At 44.7% G+C, this 20,044-nt stretch carries 17 protein-coding genes; all 17 read left to right on the top strand.

Annotated elements, in window-relative coordinates; genetic code table 11:
- Positions 1-46: 46 nt before the first annotated feature.
- The 17 genes from bshC to ftsZ all read left to right on the top strand — a co-directional run bounded on the left by bshC (position 47) and on the right by ftsZ (position 19,873).
- Entirely contained in the window at positions 47-1,672 is a 1,626-nt protein-coding gene (gene bshC, locus MHB63_21160; GenBank protein ID MEK3809047.1) for a bacillithiol biosynthesis cysteine-adding enzyme BshC, read from the top strand.
- Between the two features lie 123 nt (positions 1,673-1,795).
- Positions 1,796-2,227 carry a division/cell wall cluster transcriptional repressor MraZ gene (gene mraZ / locus MHB63_21155; GenBank protein ID MEK3809046.1) on the top strand — a complete coding sequence of 144 codons (432 nt, stop codon included), beginning with the start codon at positions 1,796-1,798 and terminating at the stop codon, positions 2,225-2,227.
- 84 nt (positions 2,228-2,311) lie between these two features.
- A complete protein-coding gene (gene rsmH / locus MHB63_21150) occupies positions 2,312-3,244 on the top strand; it encodes a 16S rRNA (cytosine(1402)-N(4))-methyltransferase RsmH (GenBank protein MEK3809045.1) in 933 nt (310 codons plus the stop codon).
- A gap of 29 nt (positions 3,245-3,273) precedes the next feature.
- Complete coding sequence (ftsL, locus tag MHB63_21145; protein MEK3809044.1) at positions 3,274-3,639, top strand: cell division protein FtsL; 366 nt, start codon at positions 3,274-3,276, stop codon at positions 3,637-3,639.
- Positions 3,640-3,641: 2 nt separating this feature from the next.
- Positions 3,642-5,867, top strand: a complete 2,226-nt coding sequence (locus MHB63_21140; protein ID MEK3809043.1) for a penicillin-binding protein — start codon at positions 3,642-3,644, stop codon at positions 5,865-5,867.
- A 138-nt stretch (positions 5,868-6,005) separates the two neighbouring features.
- On the top strand, positions 6,006-7,949 hold the full coding sequence (locus tag MHB63_21135; GenBank protein MEK3809042.1) for a stage V sporulation protein D: 1,944 nt from the start codon (positions 6,006-6,008) through the stop codon (positions 7,947-7,949).
- Between the two features lie 263 nt (positions 7,950-8,212).
- Positions 8,213-9,682, top strand: a complete 1,470-nt coding sequence (locus MHB63_21130; protein MEK3809041.1) for a UDP-N-acetylmuramoyl-L-alanyl-D-glutamate--2,6-diaminopimelate ligase — start codon at positions 8,213-8,215, stop codon at positions 9,680-9,682.
- A 90-nt stretch (positions 9,683-9,772) separates the two neighbouring features.
- Positions 9,773-10,747 carry a phospho-N-acetylmuramoyl-pentapeptide-transferase gene (mraY, locus tag MHB63_21125; protein ID MEK3809040.1) on the top strand — a complete coding sequence of 325 codons (975 nt, stop codon included), beginning with the start codon at positions 9,773-9,775 and terminating at the stop codon, positions 10,745-10,747.
- 1 nt (position 10,748) lies between these two features.
- Complete coding sequence (gene murD / locus MHB63_21120; protein ID MEK3809039.1) at positions 10,749-12,098, top strand: UDP-N-acetylmuramoyl-L-alanine--D-glutamate ligase; 1,350 nt, start codon at positions 10,749-10,751, stop codon at positions 12,096-12,098.
- Positions 12,099-12,145: 47 nt separating this feature from the next.
- The gene (gene spoVE / locus MHB63_21115) at positions 12,146-13,246 is read left to right on the top strand and encodes a stage V sporulation protein E (GenBank protein MEK3809038.1); all 1,101 of its coding nucleotides are present in this window, start codon (positions 12,146-12,148) and stop codon (positions 13,244-13,246) included.
- A 236-nt stretch (positions 13,247-13,482) separates the two neighbouring features.
- Positions 13,483-14,391: a UDP-N-acetylmuramate dehydrogenase gene (murB, locus tag MHB63_21110; GenBank protein ID MEK3809037.1), complete on the top strand. Its 909-nt coding sequence runs from the start codon at positions 13,483-13,485 to the stop codon at positions 14,389-14,391.
- 145 nt (positions 14,392-14,536) lie between these two features.
- Positions 14,537-15,376 (top strand): cell division protein FtsQ/DivIB, encoded by an 840-nt coding sequence (locus MHB63_21105; protein MEK3809036.1) that lies wholly within the window; start codon positions 14,537-14,539, stop codon positions 15,374-15,376.
- Positions 15,366-16,064: a DUF881 domain-containing protein gene (locus tag MHB63_21100; protein MEK3809035.1), complete on the top strand. Its 699-nt coding sequence runs from the start codon at positions 15,366-15,368 to the stop codon at positions 16,062-16,064. Before MHB63_21105 ends, MHB63_21100 begins: the two co-directional genes overlap by 11 nt.
- A 54-nt stretch (positions 16,065-16,118) precedes the next feature.
- Entirely contained in the window at positions 16,119-16,796 is a 678-nt protein-coding gene (locus MHB63_21095; GenBank protein ID MEK3809034.1) for a DUF881 domain-containing protein, read from the top strand.
- On the top strand, positions 16,796-17,158 hold the full coding sequence (locus tag MHB63_21090) for a small basic family protein (GenBank protein MEK3809033.1): 363 nt from the start codon (positions 16,796-16,798) through the stop codon (positions 17,156-17,158). The genes MHB63_21095 and MHB63_21090 overlap by 1 nt, the downstream gene beginning before the upstream one ends.
- 217 nt (positions 17,159-17,375) lie before the next feature.
- Positions 17,376-18,671, top strand: a complete 1,296-nt coding sequence (gene ftsA / locus MHB63_21085; GenBank protein MEK3809032.1) for a cell division protein FtsA — start codon at positions 17,376-17,378, stop codon at positions 18,669-18,671.
- 44 nt (positions 18,672-18,715) lie between these two features.
- The gene (ftsZ, locus tag MHB63_21080; protein ID MEK3809031.1) at positions 18,716-19,873 is read left to right on the top strand and encodes a cell division protein FtsZ; all 1,158 of its coding nucleotides are present in this window, start codon (positions 18,716-18,718) and stop codon (positions 19,871-19,873) included.
- The last annotated feature ends 171 nt before the right edge of the window (positions 19,874-20,044 follow it).

Genomic DNA, 20,044 nt, shown 5'->3' with positions numbered 1-20,044 from the left:
TACTCTTCTCGGATGCTTACATAACCCGGAAAGGAAGTTTACACAAATGGAGATTACTGACCTCTCCCTTCGCCATTCGAACCGATTAGTCGAAGATCTGATCAGCGGCAGGCTGAATACAGAGGACTACTTTGACTACAGCATTACGGATGACACCGTTTATGAAAAAAGAGTGAAGGACTTAAAAAATAGAACATTCGCAAGAGAAGAGCTGTCCTCCTATCTTTTGAGTTACCACCAAAAGCATTTTCAGGACAAAGAACCTGTGATCCGTAATATAGAGCGTTTAAAAGATCCGGAAAGTCTTGTTGTCGTCGGGGGACAGCAGGCAGGTCTTTTGACAGGACCGCTTTATACGATTCACAAAATCATTTCAATTCTCGTCCTTGCAGAACAGCAGGAAGCAAAGCTGTCTGTTCCGGTCATTCCAGTCTTCTGGGTAGCGGGTGAGGATCATGATTTTGCTGAGGTCAATCATCTGCATGTCTCTCAAAACGGGGTTATCAAGAAGAAGGCTGTTAAAACAGCCATGAATGAAAAGATTCCTGTGTTCTATAAACCTATCGACCACGCGGAATGCTGGAACTTTATCTGCTCTGTTTTTGAAACATACGGGGAAACGGACTATACAATGGAGCTGATGAACAGCCTCAAACAAACGCTGTCTGTTTCAGCCACTTATACGGAGTTTTTCGAACATCTTACATATGAAATGTTTTCGGATTACGGATTGGTGCTGATCAACTCTTCAGATCCTGAGCTCAGAAAAATGGAAGCAGGATTTTTTCAGCATTTAATCATGAAAAATGAAGAGCTGTCTGAGAGCCTTTCAGCTCAGCAGGAATACATGACTGAAGCTGGTTACAAGCCAATCATTGAAGCTGATCACGCGAGCGCAAATCTTTTCTTCCATGACAGCAAAGGTGACCGTCTGCTTCTTAAGCGTACAGATGATTCCGTCTTTACTGCCGAAGGTCTGTCGTATACTGAGGCAGAGCTTAAGCAGTTCGCAGAACAATATCCGGAGAGACTGAGCAACAATGTTGTCACAAGGCCGCTTATGCAGGAATATCTTCTTCCGACACTTGCCTTTATCGCAGGGCCGGGAGAAATTTCTTACTGGGCAGAGCTTAAGAGAGTATTTGAAACAGCAGGCTTTTTCATGCCGCCAGTAGTGCCAAGGCTGAATATCACCTTTGTTGAACGGTCCATCGAATCGGATATGAGGGACGTTTCACTTACGCTCGACGACCTGTTTTCAAAAGGGGCTGACAAAGTCCGGGAAGAGTGGCTTGCTAAAATGGAACCTTCTCAGCTGACCCCTGAAATTTCTCAAGCCAAGACGGAGATTGAACGGATTCACAAAAGCCTTCGGGAGTCGGCAGTCGCTAAAGACGCAAGCCTTCAGCCGTTTCTTGAAAAAAATTCATTTTTTATTCAGTCACAGCTTGATTTGCTTCAATCTCACGTCGACAAAAAAGTTCAGCAAAAGCACCGCGCAGAATTGGATAAATTCACAAGAATCGCGAAATCTCTTCAGCCAAATGGCGGATTTCAAGAGAGAACATGGAATATTTACTATTATTTGAATAAATATGGACCTGATTTTCTGCACGAAATCGTGAAGCTTCGCTATTCTTTTAACTCCCATCATAAAGTTGTCAAAATTTAAAGAACGAATTTCTGAAATCCTGTGGAATACAGGGTTTTTTTTTATGAAAAGAACGTGTAGAATAGGAAGTGGGGAGAAGTGGAGGGAAGTGGTGACCGAGAGAAAGAAAGTGGGGCGACGGACATGTTCATGGGTGAATATCATCACACGATAGATGCAAAAGGCCGCATGATCGTTCCAGCCAAATTCCGCGAAGAACTCGGAGAAACTTTCGTCATCACCAGAGGACTCGATCAATGCTTGTTTGGCTATCCGATGAGTGAATGGAAAATGATCGAGGAAAAGCTGAAGGCCCTTCCATTAACAAAAAAAGACGCACGGGCATTTACAAGATTTTTCTTCTCGGGTGCTGTTGAATGCGAACTTGACAAACAGGGGCGCATTAACTTGGCTGCACCGCTTCTGCAGTATGCAAAGCTTGAAAAAGAGTGTGTTGTTATCGGAGTATCAAATCGGATCGAACTTTGGGATCAGGCAATTTGGGATACATATGTAGCCGAACAGGAAGATTCATTTGCCGAAATTGCTGAAAATATGATTGGTTTTGATATATAATAATCTCTTGTGCAACAATGAGTAATAGCAATGTCAAAATCAGCATCTCAAGTACGTACGAATCTGATAAAGGTGGTAGCAGCAATGTTTCAACATAAAACAGTATTATTGCATGAAACGGTAGATGGTTTGAACATTAAAGAAGATGGGGTATATGTCGACTGCACATTAGGCGGAGCGGGACACAGTTCTTACTTGCTGTCCAAGCTTTCAAAAAAGGGGCACCTTTTCGCTTTTGACCAGGACGATGCAGCCCTCTCGCATGCAGAAAAGCTATTAGAGTCCTACAAAGGACAAGTAACATTTATTAAAAGCAATTTCAGACATTTAAAAGCAGAACTTGAAAACCTTGGTGTAACAGAGGTTGACGGCATTTTATTCGACCTCGGAGTTTCATCGCCGCAATTAGATACACCTGAGAGAGGCTTCAGCTATCATCATGACGCACCTCTTGATATGAGAATGGATCAGAACGCAAGGACTTCCGCTTATGATGTCGTGAATGGGTGGACCTATGAAGAACTGGTTAAAATCTTCTTCAGATACGGAGAAGAAAAGTTCTCTAAACAAGTAGCAAGGAAAATTGAAGCTGCAAGGGAAATTCAGCCGATCCGGACGACCGGAGAGCTGGTGGAACTAATTAAGGATGCCATTCCCGCACCTGCAAGGCGCAAAGGCGGACATCCTGCCAAACGGATTTTTCAGGCGATCCGAATTGCGGTAAATGATGAATTGAAAGTGTTTGAAGAAGCGATTGGACAAGCAGTTGAAATGATTAAACCCGGCGGCAGAGTCAGTGTCATTACCTTCCATTCTTTAGAGGACCGAATCTGCAAGACGGCATTCAAGCAAGCTGCTTCATTACCGGAACTGCCTCCTAATTTGCCGGTCATACCTGATGAATTCAAGCCTAAAGTGAAACTGATCACAAGAAAACCGATTACACCATCTGAAGAAGAGCTTGAAGAAAACAATCGTGCAAGATCAGCCAAGCTGCGAATACTTGAAAAACTGTAAGAAATAGATGAAACGAGGGGGTTTTGTTCATGAGTAATTTAGCTGTGAAAATCCAGCAGCAAAGGCAAGAGCAGCATAAGCAAATGCCCGAACAGCAGCAATCGGTGGTCATCAAAAGAAGACCTACAATTACAATCGGCGAAAAAGTGCTGATCGTTGCCTTTTTATCTGTTCTGCTGTTTGCAGCCATCCAAATTGTTTCAAATAGCGTCACGGTCTACAAGGGAAATGTGGCCGTTCAGAAAATCGAAGCAAAAATCCAGGATCAGCAGAAGGTAAACGCAGATCTTGGCGTACAGGTTAAAGAACTAAGCAGCTATGAGCGCATTATGGGCATAGCTAAAGGCCTCGGACTTGAGCTTGATACGAATAAAGTGAAAGTAGTAAATGACTAATCATGAATCAGCCGAAAAATATCAATATGAACAGAGGAGCAGCAATATTAACCTTAATATTTGCATTGCTCTTTTTTGTCTTAGTCATCCGTTTCTTGTATTTGCAGACAACAGGCGAAGTAAATGGGGAAGTCCTTGCCGCAAGGGCACAGGAACAGTATGAAAGAAAGCGGACAATTGAAGCTAGCAGGGGCTCCATTGTGGACAGAAAAGGCGAAGTGATTGCCGAGGATACAAATACGTACACTTTGATCGCTGTACTTGACGATAAAATGTCCACTTCTCCCAAAAAACCTAAACATGTGGTTGATCCTGAGGAAACGGCGGAAAAGCTTGCTCCCCTCCTGGATATGGAAAACAGTGAAGTCCGGGATATCCTTGAGAGAGATGCGTTTCAGGTGGAATTTGGATCAGCGGGCAGAAATATCAGTCATTCACTCAAAGTGAAAATTGAGAAATTAAACCTTCCGGGCATCGGGTTTATCCGTGATACGCACAGGTATTATCCAAACGGCACCTTTGCCTCGCATATTATCGGATATGCGCAGCGGGAAGAAGGAACCACAAAAACCGTCGGAATGTTCGGTTTGGAAAAAAGCCTGGATAAGTACCTTCAGGAAAAAGACGGATATATGGCATATGAAGGCGACAAGCAGGGGTTCAAGCTTCCAAACGGCGAGGAAAAGATTATTGCTCCCGATAATGGAGATACGGTCTATCTGACACTCGATCAAAAGATTCAGACATTCCTTGAGGATGCGATGAACGAAGCAGCCGAAGAATATGAACCTGAAAAAATCATCGGGATTGTAGCAGATCCGAAAACAGGGAAAATACTGGCGATGGGGCAGCGCCCAAGCTTTGACCCAAACGTCCGTGATATTAACAACTATTATAATGATGCAGTCGCCTATCCTTTTGAGCCTGGCTCAACAATGAAGATCTTTACTGTGGCAGCAGCGATTGAAGAAGGAGTATTCAATCCTAATGAACTTTATAAATCTGGTATCTATAGAGTTGCAGGAGGTAAAATTGGTGATCATAACAGTAATGTCGGCTGGGGAACGATAAGTTTCCTTGAGGGTGTGCAGCGTTCTTCTAACGTTGCAATGGCTATCCTTGCAAAAGAAAAGCTTGGTCCTGACCGCTTTATGAATTACATGGAGAAATTCGGACTGAATCAAAAAACAGGAATCGATCTTCCAAATGAAGCAAACGGAGTCTTCAACTACAAGTATGATATTGAAAAAGTAACAACCTCTTTCGGCCAGGGGTCCACTGTAACGCCTATTCAGCAGGTGCAGGCAGCTACAGCGATTGCTAACGGCGGCAAAATGATGAAGCCGTATATCATTGATAAAATTGTTGATCCGGACAGCGGAAAAACGGTAAAAGAAAACAAGCCGCAAACAGCCGGAACGCCAATTTCCGAAAAAACCTCAAAAGAAGTACTGGACATTCTTGAAACAGTCGTCAGTTCTGAAAAGGGCACTGGAAAGCCGTATAAAATAGACGGCTATAAGGTAGCAGGGAAAACTGGAACAGCTCAAATTGGGGGCAGTGACGGAAAATACCTAAAAGGAAGAAATAACTATGTATTCTCATTCCTCGGAATGGCGCCGAAAGAAGACCCTGAACTCCTTGTTTATGTAGCGGTGCAAAAGCCGCAGCTTAAAGATACGGAAACAGGTTCAATGCCTGTATCGACGGTGTTTAACTCGGTTATGAAAAACAGTCTTCAGTATATGAAAATTCAGCCGTCTGAAGAAGTGGAGGAAGAACCGGAAAAAGCGGAGACAGAAGTAGGCTCTGCGCTTCCTTCTTTTGAAGGGGAAAGTGTCGAAGCAGCACAAAAATGGCTTGAGGACAATAAGATGAATGCCGTCATCCTCGGCAGCAGCAATGAAGTGAGCGAACAATATCCCGAAGAAGATTCAAGATTGATCGCAAACGGGCGTGTTTTTCTTAAAACAGACGGGAAAATGTCCATGCCTGATCTCACCGGATGGTCATCGCGGGATATTATGAAGCTTGCCAATTTCCTGGATTTAGAGCTCCAGTTAAAAGGAAATGGCTATGCGGTATCGCAAACGATCACTAAAGGTCAACGTGTTCAGAAAAATGACAGGCTGACGGTGAAACTTCAAAGTCCAGCGGGGGCATCTGAAGGCGAAACTGCAGAATCTGAAGAAGAAACTGCTGAGTCTGAAGAGGCTGAAACTGAATAAGCTTAAACAAAATAAGAGAGGGCCCGGACCGCTTTGGACGGGCTCTCTTTTTGCTTTTTCCGAGTTGTCCAGTCAAAGTTCTAGCACTCACGGTACAAGCATATATTTGAACGAGCCTTGATAAGGGGGAAAAAATATATGCGTGTTTCAAATGTGACGGTGCGCAAACGACTTGCGATGGTGCTGATGTTTGGTTTTTTGATTTTTCTAATTATCGATATCCGCCTTGGATATGTTCAATTTTTTATAGGAGACAAACTGACAGCCCTGGCGAAGGATTCCTGGAGCCGGAACATTCCGTTTGAGCCGGAGAGGGGCGAGATTCTTGACAGGAACGGCGTGAAGCTTGCGACGAATATGAGTGCTCCGTCTGTTCTCGTTGTGCCGAGGCAGGTTGAGGACCCGGCGGGCACGGCAGAAAAGCTTGCAGCTGTTTTAAATATGCCGAAAGAGCGGGCTTATCAACTTATCACCCAGAAGCAATCCATCCAGAGAATCAATCCCGAAGGGCGCAAAATTTCTCATGAAAAAGCAAAAGAACTCAGGGCGCTCGGTTTAAAAGGTGTATACATAGCGGAGGATTCAAAACGCCATTATCCGTTCGGCAGCTACCTCTCGCACGTCCTCGGATTTGCAGGCATTGATAATCAGGGCCTCCTTGGACTGGAGTCGTATTATGATGAACAGCTGAAAGGAACAAAGGGATATGTGAAGTTTTATTCTGATGCTAAAGGAAAGAGGATGCCAAAAGAGGCGGATGAATATACCGCACCGGTGGATGGCCTGAATTTAAAACTGACAATCGATTCAAAAGTGCAGACGATCGTCGAGAGGGAACTCGATAATGCACAGGCGCAATACAATCCAGACGGCATGATTGCGATCGCGATGAATCCGAAAAACGGCGAAATTCTGGCGATGTCAAGCAGACCTGATTTTGATCCGGCGGATTTCCGGAATGTCGATCCGCTCATCTATAACCGAAATCTCCCTGTGTGGAGTTCTTATGAACCTGGTTCAACATTTAAAATCATTACACTTGCAGCTGCACTTGAAGAGAAAAAAGTAGATTTGCAGAAAGAGCATTTTCATGATGGGGGTTCAGTGGAGGTCGGCGGAGCCAGATTAAAGTGCTGGAAGCGCGGAGGACACGGGAGCCAGTCTTTCCTTGAAGTGGTACAGAACTCATGTAACCCCGGTTTTGTAGAGCTTGGTCAAAGACTTGGAACCAGCACCCTTTTTAAATACATCCAAAACTTCGGCTTTGGCCAGAAAACAGGGATTGATCTTCAGGGAGAGGCAAGGGGAATCCTGTTTGATGTTAAAAATGTAGGACCAGTGGAACAGGCAACGACCGCATTCGGACAGGGGGTATCCGTTACACCGATCCAGCAGGTTGCAGCCGTAGCTGCAGCTGTAAATGGCGGTACGCTTTACACCCCGTATATAGCTAAAGAATGGATCGACCCTGTTACAGGAGATGTGATCAGCAGCACAGAACCAGAAGCAAAGCGCAAAGTCATTTCCGAAGAAACGTCGAAGCAAATCAGATATGCACTTGAAAGTGTAGTAGCCCAAGGAACAGGGAAAAACGCATTTGTTGAGGGGTACCGTGTAGGAGGTAAAACAGGAACAGCTCAAAAAGTAAAAGACGGTGTCTATATGAAAAACAATTATATTGTTTCATTCATTGGATTTGCTCCGGCAGATGACCCGGAAATCGTCGTTTATACAGCAGTCGATAATCCTAAGGGCACTGTGCAGTTCGGGGGAACGGTTGCAGCCCCGATTGTCGGAAACATTATGGAAGACAGTCTGAGGGAGCTTGGAGTGAAACCGCGGAAAAACCAAATCGAGAAGGAATACACATGGCTAGACACAAAACTTGTGAGCGTTCCGAATGTTGTAGGGCTTACAGCGCAGGAACTCAGGGAGCAGATGGTGAATCTCAAACTTGATATCGCAGGATCCGGAGATACAGTTGTTCAGCAGTCGCCTCAGGCAGGTGTAAAGGTGAAAGAAGGGTCAACACTTCGTCTTTATTTGGGAAAAGGAAGCAAAAAATCAGAAGACAATGACTAAACGCATATGTTCTGAAGCCGGCATTCACAAAACGTGACTGCCTCGCTTTTGTTTGGGGAGAAACAGCTCTGCCCCCGCACATTTTTTAGTGCGGATATGGCTCTTTTACCGAAGATAAGATAAAATAGGTACTGTGCGTTTTTCTGACAACAGGATGACCGTAAGCCGGTATGCCGGCAGGCTGTTTATGTAAAATGGGGATTTGCTGCACGACTAAAATAAAGACAGAAACTATTGTTGGTTCTTGAGAGGATTTGGTGAAAATGAAATTACACACACTGCTTTCGCAGCTTCAGAATATAAAATGGAATGTGGAGGAAAATCCGGAAATTCTCTCGATTGAAATGGATTCAAGGGAAGTAAAGCAGGACAGCTTATTTATCTGCATCAGCGGATATACGGTTGACGGACACGATTATGCAGAGCAGGCCGTCAGAAACGGCGCAGCTGCGGTTTTATCTGAGAAACCTTTAAACCTTTCTGTTCCGGTTATTGTTGTTAAAAATACAAAACGGGCGATGGCGCTTCTTGCCGATGCTTTTTACGGCCATCCAACACAAGGCATGCATCTGATCGGCGTAACAGGTACAAACGGAAAAACATCAACAACACACCTGATTGAGAAGATTCTGCAAAATGCAGGGAAGACGACCGGTTTGATCGGAACGATGTACATAAAGATTGGCGATGAAGAACTGAGTGTCAAAAATACGACACCTGAGAGCCTGACGCTTCAAAAAACATTCCGTACAATGGCAGATAAAGGAGTAAGCCACGGTGTTATGGAGGTTTCATCTCACGCTCTCCATATGGGCCGCGTCCATGGATGTGACTATGATGTAGCCGTGTTTACAAACCTTACCCAGGATCACCTGGATTATCACGAGACGATGGATGCGTACCGTGCAGCCAAAGGCCTCCTGTTTTCTCAGCTTGGAAATACATTTAACCCGGATAAGCCCAAAACGGCGGTTTTAAATGCAGATGATCCTGCATCAGGCGAATTTATGAGCATGACAGCAGCCCATATTCTCACATACGGGATTGATTCTGAGTCCGATGTATCTGCACAAAACATCGTCATGTCCCCAAGCGGAACGGCATTTGACCTTGTCACACCGTTTGGCTCACAGCACATCAAAATGAAGCTCATCGGCAAATTCAGCATTTACAACGCTCTCGCTGCTGCTTCGGCATGTCTTGCTTCTGGTGTAAGCCTTGAGATTGTTGCCGGGACACTGGCTGAGATTGAAGGGGTAAGAGGCAGATTTGAAGTCGTTGACGGGGGCCAGGATTTCTCTGTCATCGTTGATTATGCCCATACACCTGACAGTCTTGAAAATGTCCTGAAAACAGTTAAGCAATTTGCCAAAGGGAAAACGTTTGTGATTGTCGGATGCGGAGGGGACAGAGACAGGACGAAGCGGGCCATTATGGCGCAAATAGCTGTCAAGTATGCAGAAGAACCCATTTTCACATCTGATAATCCAAGAAGCGAGGAGCCTGCTGCTATCCTTAAGGAAATGGAAGAAGGTGTTGCAGGAGCCTATTTCCATACGATTGAAAAGAGAGAAGAGGCCATTTTTTACGCAGTAAATGAAGCAAAAGCAGGGGATGTGATCCTGATTGCAGGAAAGGGTCATGAAACGTATCAGATTATCGGGTCAGAGGTATTCGATTTTGATGACCGCGAGGTTGCTCTGCGTGCGGTAGAATTTAAATTAAATCAATAACCGGCGGACTTATCCGTACTATATGAATGAATCAGGGACGCTCAGGCTTACGGGCCAGCGTCCTGCAGTGATACCAGGGAGGATCTATACATGCTTGAACAAATCATCATCTTTACAATACTAATGGGCTTTTTAATCAGTGTTCTGATATCTCCCATCTTTATCCCTTTCTTAAGAAGGCTTAAATTCGGACAGAGCATCAGGGATGAAGGGCCAAAGTCGCATCAGAAGAAATCAGGAACGCCTACAATGGGCGGCATCATGATTATCTTGTCTGTCATTGTGACAACCATTGTCATGAGCTATAAATTTGCAGAACCAAGTGTTGAAATGTATTTGCTTTTATTTGTTACGTTCGGTTACGGCCTTCTCGGGTTTTTGGATGATTTCATCAAAGTTGTGATGAAGCGCAACCTCGGCCTTACATCGAAACAAAAGCTGCTCGGGCAAATCATTATTGCAGTTATTTTCTATATTGTTTTCAGACAGTTTGGATTCTCTTCAGAGGTCCGCATTCCGGGTACGGAGCTCGGTGTTGATCTTGGATGGGCCTATGTGCTGCTTATTGTCTTCATGCTTGTCGGCGGCTCTAATGCAGTTAACTTGACGGATGGTCTTGACGGTCTGCTTTCAGGTACAGCTGCCATTGCGTTTGGAGCATTTGCTGTTCTCGCATGGAATCAATCTCAATATGATGTGGCCATTTTCTCTGTAGCAGTCGTAGGGGCTGTTCTTGGATTTCTCGTATTTAATGCTCACCCCGCAAAAGTATTTATGGGAGATACAGGATCTCTTGCACTTGGCGGAGCAATCGTAACCATCGCCATTTTAACCAAGCTTGAAATCCTGCTTGTTCTGATCGGCGGAGTTTTTGTTATTGAAACTCTTTCCGTTATTATTCAGGTAATCTCTTTTAAAACGACAGGAAAGCGCGTTTTTAAGATGAGTCCCCTTCATCATCATTATGAACTGACAGGATGGTCGGAATGGAGAGTTGTTGTGACGTTCTGGTCAGTCGGACTGATTTTCGCCGTTCTTGGAATTTACGTAGAGGTGTGGTTATAAAATGAAACAAATTAACGACTTTAAAGACAAACATGTCCTTGTGCTAGGGCTCGCAAAAAGCGGCCTGGCTGCAGCAAGGCTCTTACATAAACTAGGTGCGCGCGTAACGGTTAATGATATGCTGCCGCTTGAAGAAAATGAATCAGCGCAGGAACTGCAGGCTATGGGGCTTAACGTGGTATGCGGAAGCCATCCGCCGGAACTCCTAGACGGGGCAGAATACATTGTGAAAAATCCCGGTATTCCATACTCAAACACTCTGCTTGCAAAAGCGCTGGAAAAGCAAATTCCAATCGTTACGGAGGTTGAACTTGCCTATTTAATTTCAGAAGCTGACATGATCGGCATTACCGGATCCAACGGGAAAACGACGACGACGACCCTTATCCATGAAATGCTGCTGTCTGACGGTAAAAAGTCACTCATCGCCGGCAACATCGGAACAGTCGCCTGTGAAGTGGCAGAGCAGGCAGACAAAGACAGCATCATCGTTACAGAGCTTTCTTCTTTTCAGCTGATGGGAACGAAAACATTCCGTCCTAAAATTGCCCTGATGCTGAACTTGTTTGATGCCCATCTTGATTATCACGGCACGAGGGAAGAATATGCTTCTGCAAAAGCAAGAATTTATGCTAACCAGCAGAACAGTGATTTTGCTGTTGTCAACGCGGATGATGGCGAGGTCGTAAAAGCAGCTGCCGCTGGTAATGGGGAAAAGATTTTCTTTTCTGTCAAGCAAGAGCTTGAATCAGGAGCGTACATTAAAAACGGCGCCGTTTGGTTTAACGATGAAAAAATCATTGATGTAAAAGAGATCGTTCTTCCAGGCAAACATAATCTTGAAAATATTCTCGCAGCTGTTTGTGCGGTGAAACTGAGCGGTGCTAAAACAGAAGCCATCCGCAAAGTGCTGACTTCCTTCAAAGGAGTGAAGCACCGTCTGCAGTTTATCCGCACGATAGGCGGAGTTAAATATTACAATGACTCAAAAGCTACAAATATACTGGCTACTTCAAAAGCTCTCCAGGCATTTGATGCACCGACCGTTTTACTTGCCGGCGGCCTTGACCGCGGCAATGAATTTGACGAACTGATCCCCTTCCTTGGGAATGTCAAAACTCTGATTACGTTTGGCCAGACTGCGCCAAAGCTTGAGAGAATAGCAGCGGATGCGGGAATAGAAGAGGTGAAACGTGTCGATAATGTTGAACAGGCGGCTTATGCGGCGTTCAGCTTATCTCAGGAAGGCGACATCGTACTCTTATCCCCGGCATGTGCAAGCTGGGATCAATATAAAACATTTGAACAAAGAGGAGACATGTTTGAGAACGCCGTGCATAAGCTAAAGTAAAGGGCTCGTACACGCGCCCTAATTCCATTATATTGGGGTGTTTGGCGTTGACGGCAAAAAGATCTGCACCGGACTTTATACTAGTCATTATCACGCTGCTCCTTCTGACGATTGGACTGATTATGGTATACAGTGCAAGCGCAGTGTGGGCAACGTATAAATTCGAAGATTCGTTTTTCTTTGCCAAGAGGCAGCTTTTGTTCGCAGGCGTCGGAGTCGTAGCCATGTTCTTCATTATGAATGTGGATTACTGGACGTGGAGAACCTGGGCGAAAATGCTTGTCATCGTCTGTTTTATCCTGCTTCTCGCTGTCCTTGTTCCCGGTATCGGGATGGAGAGAAACGGATCAAGAAGCTGGATTGGAGTAGGGGCTTTTTCCATACAGCCTTCTGAATTTATGAAGCTTGCAATGATTGCCTTTTTAGCTAAATTTCTATCGGAAAATCAAAAGAAAATAACCTCCTTTAAAAGAGGGCTTTTGCCGTCGCTGGCATTTGTTTTTACCGCATTCGCGCTGATCATGCTGCAGCCTGATCTCGGAACAGGAACGGTTATGGTCGGGACGTGCATTGTCATGATTTTTGTGGCAGGTGCAAGAATCAGTCATTTCGGTTTACTGGGGCTTCTTGGTGTGGCAGGGTTTGCAGCGCTGGTGCTTTCCGCACCTTACCGGATCAAACGGATTACATCGTTTTTAAATCCGTGGGAAGATCCTCTCGGAAGCGGCTTTCAGATTATCCAGTCATTATATGCAATCGGGCCGGGCGGTCTGTTTGGACTCGGCCTCGGGCAAAGCAGGCAGAAGTTCTTTTATCTGCCGGAGCCGCAGACAGATTTTATTTTCGCCATTCTTGCCGAGGAACTCGGGTTTATTGGCGGATCGCTGATTATTCTGCTGTTTGGCCTCCTGTTATGGCGCGGAGTGAGGATTGCGCTCGGAGCACCCGATCAGTACGGTTCATACCTTGCAATCGGCATTATAACAATGGTTGCCATACAGGTAATGATCAATATTGGAGTTGTAACAGGTCTAATGCCGGTAACAGGCATCACTCTGCCGTTTTTAAGCTACGGGGGCTCTTCGCTTACGCTGATGCTGATGGCAGTAGGTGTGCTGCTGAACATAAGCAGATATGCCAGGTATTGACGCTATACAAAACGGGGCCCTGTTGAAAAACAGGGTTCCTCGCGTTTTGCGGGAAAATGGCTGATTCTTAAGTCTATAAGAATCTAAAATGGATTGGGCATTGTGCTCATAGAATATAAAAAACATACAAAAAGGTTTTAACTGCGGTTTAAGAGGGAATAGAAGGTATTGTGCTTTTACCGGCTCCTTCTGACACAGCAGGGAAAATGACAAACAATTTTTTACAGGAGGCTGTCATGGAAAACGTACTTAATAAGCTTCAAGAGGCACAGGTAGGAAAGGTTGTTCAAAACGAACCTTTAGCCAAACATACAACCATTAAAATCGGGGGACCTGCAGAGATTTTCGTGGAACCGGCCTCCATCAGTGATCTGAAAAAGACAATGGATATTGTGAATGAAAGCGGACTTCCGTGGAGAGCAATTGGACGCGGCTCCAATTTGCTTGTCAGTGATGCAGGAATAAAAGGCGTTGTCATTAAACTTGGCAAGGGCCTCGACCATATGGAGATTGACGGAGAGACGGTGACAGCCGGAGGCGGATACTCTCTCATTAAGTTGACGACCCTGCTTAGCAAACAGGGACTGTCAGGACTTCAATTCGCAGGGGGAATCCCTGGCTCAGTCGGCGGCGCTGTCTATATGAACGCCGGAGCTCACGGGTCTGATATGTCTAAAATTCTCATAAAAGCACACATTCTGTTTGAAGACGGAAAGATGGAGTGGCTGACTGCTGATGAACTCGCGTTTTCATACCGCACATCCCTGCTTCAGAAAAAGCGTCCGGGCATCTGCCTTGAAGCCGTCATGAAGCTTCAAAAAGGGAACAGAGAAGAGATTACGGCACAGCTCCAAAAGAATAAGGATTACCGCAGAGAAACACAGCCGTGGGATTTGCCTAACTGCGGAAGTGTATTCCGTAACCCCCTTCCTTACTATGCAGGACAGCTCATTCAGGAATCAGGACTTAAAGGCCATCAGATCGGTGGCGCGAAAATTTCCGATCTTCACGGAAACTTCATCGTGAACACGGGCAATGCCACTGCAAAAGACGTTCTTGACCTGATTGATTATGTCAAAAAAACGATTTTTGATAAGCACGGCGTGAAAATGGAGACGGAGGTTGAAATTGCCGGTCAAATGTGATGATTGCTTATCTCTTTTTCCTTATATTGTGGTATACTATCTTTATTAAAAGCACAGTTGCTAAACGGCATCCAGCATGCCGTTTGTTTCTCTTTTTAAGAAGATTTTACGGCCCCGAAAGTCATTCGGGATGAGGGGTGAATACATGGAAAAAGGCAAAGTCGTTTCGCTTGAAGACAGGGTGCCCAAATTAAAAGAGCACCGCAGGCAAAAATCAAACCGCAGATTAATAGGTTTTCTATCCGTCTTTTTCATCCTCATACTGCTTGTCATCTACTTTCAGTCTCCGCTGAGCAAAGTGTCTTCCATAGATGTAAAAGGCAACAGAACTGTTTCTGATGAAGAGATTATTTCTTTGAGTGGAATTACCAAAAAAACAGGGTTTTTCAGCATCGAGGACAGTGAAGTTCGGGAGGCGCTGTCTGACTTTGACCAAATTCAGGATGTGCGGATTGAAAAAGAGCTGCCAAATAAGGTAACGATTGCAGTCAATGAGTTTCAGAAAGTGGCATATGTCGTAAAAGGGGACAAGTTTTCGCCGATTCTTGAGAACGGAAGAACACTTGATCCTGTAACCGGGGCATTTCCAGATGACGCACCGCTTCTGATGAACTGGAAAAACGCTGAAGAAATAGAAGAAATGGCTCTTGAATTAATGAGCCTGCCTGACAGTATTTCAAATGCCATTTCGGAAATTTATCATACACCTGAACAAATGGACCCGTGGCATATCACTCTGTACATGAACGACGGTTATGAAGTACAGGCATCTGTCAGAGGTTTTTCAGAAAAGATGAAAAATTATCCTTCCATTGTCAGCCAGCTTGCGCCTGGTGCAAAGGGCGTTATTCATATGGAAGTCGGCACGTACTTTGAATCATTTGACAAGAGCGGGGAAACTGAGCTCAGCACTCCTGCTGAAGGAGCTGCAGACGAAACAGAGGCGGAGGCGACGGAACAAAATGAAAATGAAAATGAGGGGTAGGTATGTCATCCTCTCCTTAATCATGCTTGTGCTTGGCTTTCTTGTAGCTTTTTCTTATCAGCTTACGAAAGAAAAACAGCCTGAAAACGGCATTTCTTCTGAACAATGGGACAAAGAATATGAAACAAGGCAGCTTTTGATCAAGCAGGAGGAACGCAATGCCGAGCTTCAGAAGCAATTGTCTGATACCCAGGAAAAGGTCAGGAAAATTGAAGAAGATCTGAAAAATGAAAAGCAGCTTTATTTTAACCTGGTTGAAGATGCTGAGAAATACAGAATGTATGTAGGCGAGCTTGGTGTAAAAGGAGAGGGGATTGAAGTCACTCTTGAAGATTCCTCCTACATACCTGAAGGCGAAAACGTCAATAATTACATTGTGCATGAAGGCCATATTTTTAAAGTGATCAACGAACTTCTCATATCCGGTGCAAGTGCAGTTGCAATCAATGGACAGAGATTATCGCATGATTCGTATATATATTGTAATGGACCTGTTGTAACTGTGGATGGAAATCAATTTCCCGCACCGTTTGTCATTTCAGCCATCGGCGATCCTGCTGTGCTCGATCAGGCTCTGAATATTGCAGGCGGAGTGGTGGAACAAGTAGCATATGACAACATTGTCATTACCCTTGAGAAAAAAGATGAGATTAAAATGAATCCATTATTGCAAGAAAAGAAATCTTGACGGGTGGTTGCCTTGAAGAAAAATTTGAAAGGTGTCAGCTTTTCCATACTGACAATGATATTCGGCCTTATGCTTGCTGTTCAGTTTCAGTCCATTCAGGAACCTCAGGTCAGAGATACAAGGGACATGTGGCAGCTGCGGGAGGCACTTAAAACAGAGCAGATGATGCAGTCTGAGCTGCTGCTTGAGATCCGCAAGTATGAAGAGCTGATCGATACATATGAGAATGATGAGAATCAAAGTGCTGAAAAAACCCTGAAGGAAACAGTAGAAGAGCTAAAGAAAGAAGCAGGGCTGACCGAAGTAACAGGGGAGGGGATTACGATTACGATTTCCCCGCTGTTTGATGAGTCATTGACACAGACGGAAACAAGCAATGTTGCACCTGATCTGCTTAAGCGTCTTTTGAATGAACTTAATTCCTACGGTGCCGAAAGCATCTCAATTGATGGCCGGAGAGTTGTCAATACGACCGTCATCCGGGACATCAACGGCAAAACGAAGATAGACGGCTACAGCCTGCATTCTTTTCCGCTTGAGATTAAGGTGATCGGCGAGGATGCAGAGAAGCTTTTCAGCCGGTTAAACGGATCAACGGTTATGGATACGTTTGCTGTTGATAATCTCAGACTGTCCATCTCAGAGCCAAAAGGGAGCATTACGATCCCTCCGTATGATGATGTGATCAGGGTTCAGAATATGAAACCGTTTGAAAAAGGAGAGAATTCATAATGTGGCTTCCCATTTTAGGGTTGGTTCTTGGAATTTCATTGGGACTGCTGACTGATTTCCGGATTCCCGGCGAATATTCGAATTACCTTTCCATAGCCATTCTTGCGGCACTTGATACGCTGCTTGGGGGGATTCGGGCACACTTGCAGAATATGTACGATGAAATGGTGTTTGTATCCGGTTTTTTCTTTAACATCATTTTGGCAGCAAGTTTAGCTTTTCTGGGTGTTCATCTTGGTGTAGACTTGTATTTGGTAGCAATATTTGCTTTTGGAGTCAGACTGTTCCAGAATATTGCCGTCATCAGACGAATCATTATTGCCAATTGGACTGAATCGCGCCAAAAACTTAAAAAAAGTTGATTTTTTAAGAGGGAAAATCAAGGATTTGACGAATACTCACTTTAAGTATCTAATTCATGTTAGAACCTGCACGAAGCAGGCTGGAATTTGTGTGACATGCATGTTTCAAATGTCACAGCATTTTTCAGCATTGTTACAAATATGTAAAACTAGATTCATTGTATTGTTGTTCCTCTAATAATAGAATGGAAATGATAAGTTAAGGAGGTGCCATAGAATGAACAACAATGAAATCTTTGTAAGTCTAGACATCGGTACATCCAGTGTTAAGGTTATCATCGGCGAAATGGCAGACGATAATTTGAACATTATTGGTGTAGGCAATGTTAAATCAGAAGGACTCAGAAAAGGGTCGATCGTCGACATTGACGAGACCGTTCATTCTATTAGAAAAGCGGTTGAACAGGCAGAGAGAATGGTAGGCATTCCCCTTAGAAGAGTTGTAGTGGGAGTGACCGGCAATCATGTACAGCTGCAGGACTGCCACGGGGTTGTGGCTGTTTCAAGCGAAAACCGCGAAATAGCAAATGAGGACATCAGACGCGTCATTGATGCTGCTCAAGTTATGTCAATACCTCCGGAACGGGAGATCATAGATGTGATTCCTCAGCAGTTTATTGTTGACGGACTGGATGAAATCAGCGATCCGCGCGGAATGATTGGTGTGCGTCTTGAAATGGAAGGCACGATCATCACCGGATCAAGAACGATTTTACATAATCTTCTTCGGTGCGTAGAGAAAGCAGGACTCGAAATTACAGATATATGCCTGCAGCCGCTTGCATCAGGAGCCGTTGCCCTTTCTAAGGATGAGAAAAACCTTGGCGTAGCCCTTGTTGATATCGGAGGCGGTTCAACAACAATTGCCGTCTTTGACCAAGGTCATCTGCAGACGACAAGCGTCCTGCCGATCGGCGGAGAAAACATAACGAAAGATCTGTCCATCGGCCTTCGTACAACGACGGATGAGGCTGAGCGTGTTAAAGTAAAGCATGGACATGCCTACTATGATTACGCCTCGGAAGAAGAAGTGTTTGAAGCGGCCATTATCGGCACAGATCAAAAGCAGCAATTTAATCAGCTTGAAATTTCTGATATTATAGAAGCCAGACTGGAAGAAATGTTTGAGCTCGTTCAGCATGAGATTAAGAGACTTGGTGTCAGGGACCTGCCGGGAGGATTTGTTCTGACCGGAGGAACTGTAAGCATGCCTGGAGTGCTTGAAATTGCACAGGATGTGCTTCAGAGCAATGTCCGCATTGCAAGCCCTGATTATATCGGGGTCAGAGAACCGCAGTACATGACTGGAGTCGGGCTGATTCAGTTTGCCTGCAAAAATGCTAAAATACAGGGCCGGAGCATCAGTTCAAATGCTGTTCCCGACAAGGCTGAAATGGCAGCACAAAGAGAGCCTCAGCCGCAGCAGAATCAGCATCAGCGCTCTAAGGCGAAAGAAAAAGAAGAGAAAAAAGAAAGCAAAGTGAAAAAATTCTTTGGTTACTTCTTTGAATAACATGCACCAAGAGGAAGTCATTCGATGGATTAGGAGGATTTTGTATGTTGGAGTTTGAAAGCAATATTGACGGCATGGCAACGATAAAAGTAATTGGGGTTGGCGGCGGCGGAAACAACGCTGTTAACCGTATGATAGAACATGGTGTTCAAGGCGTGGATTTTATCGCTGTAAACACTGATGCACAGGCTTTGAATCTATCTAAAGCAGAAACTAGAATGCAGATTGGCTCAAAGCTTACAAGAGGCCTTGGCGCAGGCGCAAACCCTGAAGTCGGCAAAAAAGCTGCTGAAGAAAGTAAAGAGCAGATTGAAGAGGCTTTAAGAGGAGCAGACATGGTATTCGTCACTGCAGGAATGGGCGGCGGTACAGGTACTGGTGCAGCTCCTGTCATCGCCCAGATCGCTAAAGACCTTGGCGCTCTTACTGTTGGGGTTGTTACCCGCCCGTTTACGTTTGAAGGACGCAAGCGTGCGATGCAGGCTGCCGGCGGCATCTCTTCAATGAAAGAATCAGTTGATACGCTGATTGTTATCCCGAACGACCGTCTTCTTGAAATTGTAGACAAAAACACACCGATGCTTGAAGCTTTCCGCGAAGCGGATAACGTACTCCGCCAAGGTGTACAGGGCATCTCAGATTTGATTGCTGTTCCTGGACTGATCAACCTTGATTTTGCCGATGTTAAGACAATTATGTCGAACAAAGGTTCATCACTTATGGGTATTGGGGTTGCAACTGGAGAAAGCAGAGCAGCAGAAGCCGCAAAAAAAGCTATTTCAAGTCCGCTTCTTGAAACATCAATTGACGGCGCACAAGGTGTTCTGATGAACATTACTGGCGGTTCAAACCTAAGTCTTTATGAAGTTCAGGAAGCAGCTGACATCGTTGCTACTGCTTCAGATCAGGACGTAAACATGATCTTCGGTTCAGTTATCAACGAAAACCTGAAGGATGAGATTGTAGTGACTGTTATTGCTACCGGCTTTAACGAAGTAGAAATCAATCACAGCAAACCGCAGTCAAGACCATTCGGAAACACGGCTCCAAAAACATCACCTAAACCTCGCGATGTAAGAGAAATGAAACGTGAGCGCGAACGCGAGGAGCCTGCTCAGGACATGTCAAGCCGTTCTATGCAGCAAGGCGATGATACACTTGATATCCCTACATTCCTGCGAAACCGCAACAAACGCAGATAATAGCAAAAAAAGACATGGCCAAGCGCCATGTCTTTTTTTTGCATTCTTTTATACATAAAATCTGTCTCCTCATATTGTCCTGCTCTTTAGAGATAAAAGATGAAATTAGTCCCCTTAGAAATCTGCTGATATTGAGTACCATTTCCTGTATTGTAACAATCTGCTCTACCT

Origin of the sequence: Bacillus sp. FSL H8-0547, assembly GCA_038002745.1 — a bacterium.
GTDB lineage: Bacteria > Bacillota > Bacilli > Bacillales > Bacillaceae > Bacillus_P.
Note: the sequence above shows the minus strand (reverse complement) of the source record. Positions and strands in the feature narration are given on the sequence as shown.

What these genes read in the sequence shown, in the direction of transcription:
- bshC (MEK3809047.1), top strand. Translation starts at nt 47, where the DNA reads ATGGAGATTACTGACCTCTCCCTTCGCCATTCGAACCGATTAGTCGAA.
- mraZ (MEK3809046.1), top strand. Translation starts at nt 1,796, where the DNA reads ATGTTCATGGGTGAATATCATCACACGATAGATGCAAAAGGCCGCATG.
- rsmH (MEK3809045.1), top strand. Translation starts at nt 2,312, where the DNA reads ATGTTTCAACATAAAACAGTATTATTGCATGAAACGGTAGATGGTTTG.
- ftsL (MEK3809044.1), top strand. Translation starts at nt 3,274, where the DNA reads ATGAGTAATTTAGCTGTGAAAATCCAGCAGCAAAGGCAAGAGCAGCAT.
- MHB63_21140 (MEK3809043.1), top strand. Translation starts at nt 3,642, where the DNA reads ATGAATCAGCCGAAAAATATCAATATGAACAGAGGAGCAGCAATATTA.
- MHB63_21135 (MEK3809042.1), top strand. Translation starts at nt 6,006, where the DNA reads ATGCGTGTTTCAAATGTGACGGTGCGCAAACGACTTGCGATGGTGCTG.
- MHB63_21130 (MEK3809041.1), top strand. Translation starts at nt 8,213, where the DNA reads ATGAAATTACACACACTGCTTTCGCAGCTTCAGAATATAAAATGGAAT.
- mraY (MEK3809040.1), top strand. Translation starts at nt 9,773, where the DNA reads ATGCTTGAACAAATCATCATCTTTACAATACTAATGGGCTTTTTAATC.
- murD (MEK3809039.1), top strand. Translation starts at nt 10,749, where the DNA reads ATGAAACAAATTAACGACTTTAAAGACAAACATGTCCTTGTGCTAGGG.
- murB (MEK3809037.1), top strand. Translation starts at nt 13,483, where the DNA reads ATGGAAAACGTACTTAATAAGCTTCAAGAGGCACAGGTAGGAAAGGTT.
- MHB63_21105 (MEK3809036.1), top strand. Translation starts at nt 14,537, where the DNA reads ATGGAAAAAGGCAAAGTCGTTTCGCTTGAAGACAGGGTGCCCAAATTA.
- MHB63_21100 (MEK3809035.1), top strand. Translation starts at nt 15,366, where the DNA reads ATGAGGGGTAGGTATGTCATCCTCTCCTTAATCATGCTTGTGCTTGGC.
- MHB63_21095 (MEK3809034.1), top strand. Translation starts at nt 16,119, where the DNA reads ATGATATTCGGCCTTATGCTTGCTGTTCAGTTTCAGTCCATTCAGGAA.
- MHB63_21090 (MEK3809033.1), top strand. Translation starts at nt 16,796, where the DNA reads ATGTGGCTTCCCATTTTAGGGTTGGTTCTTGGAATTTCATTGGGACTG.
- ftsA (MEK3809032.1), top strand. Translation starts at nt 17,376, where the DNA reads ATGAACAACAATGAAATCTTTGTAAGTCTAGACATCGGTACATCCAGT.
- ftsZ (MEK3809031.1), top strand. Translation starts at nt 18,716, where the DNA reads ATGTTGGAGTTTGAAAGCAATATTGACGGCATGGCAACGATAAAAGTA.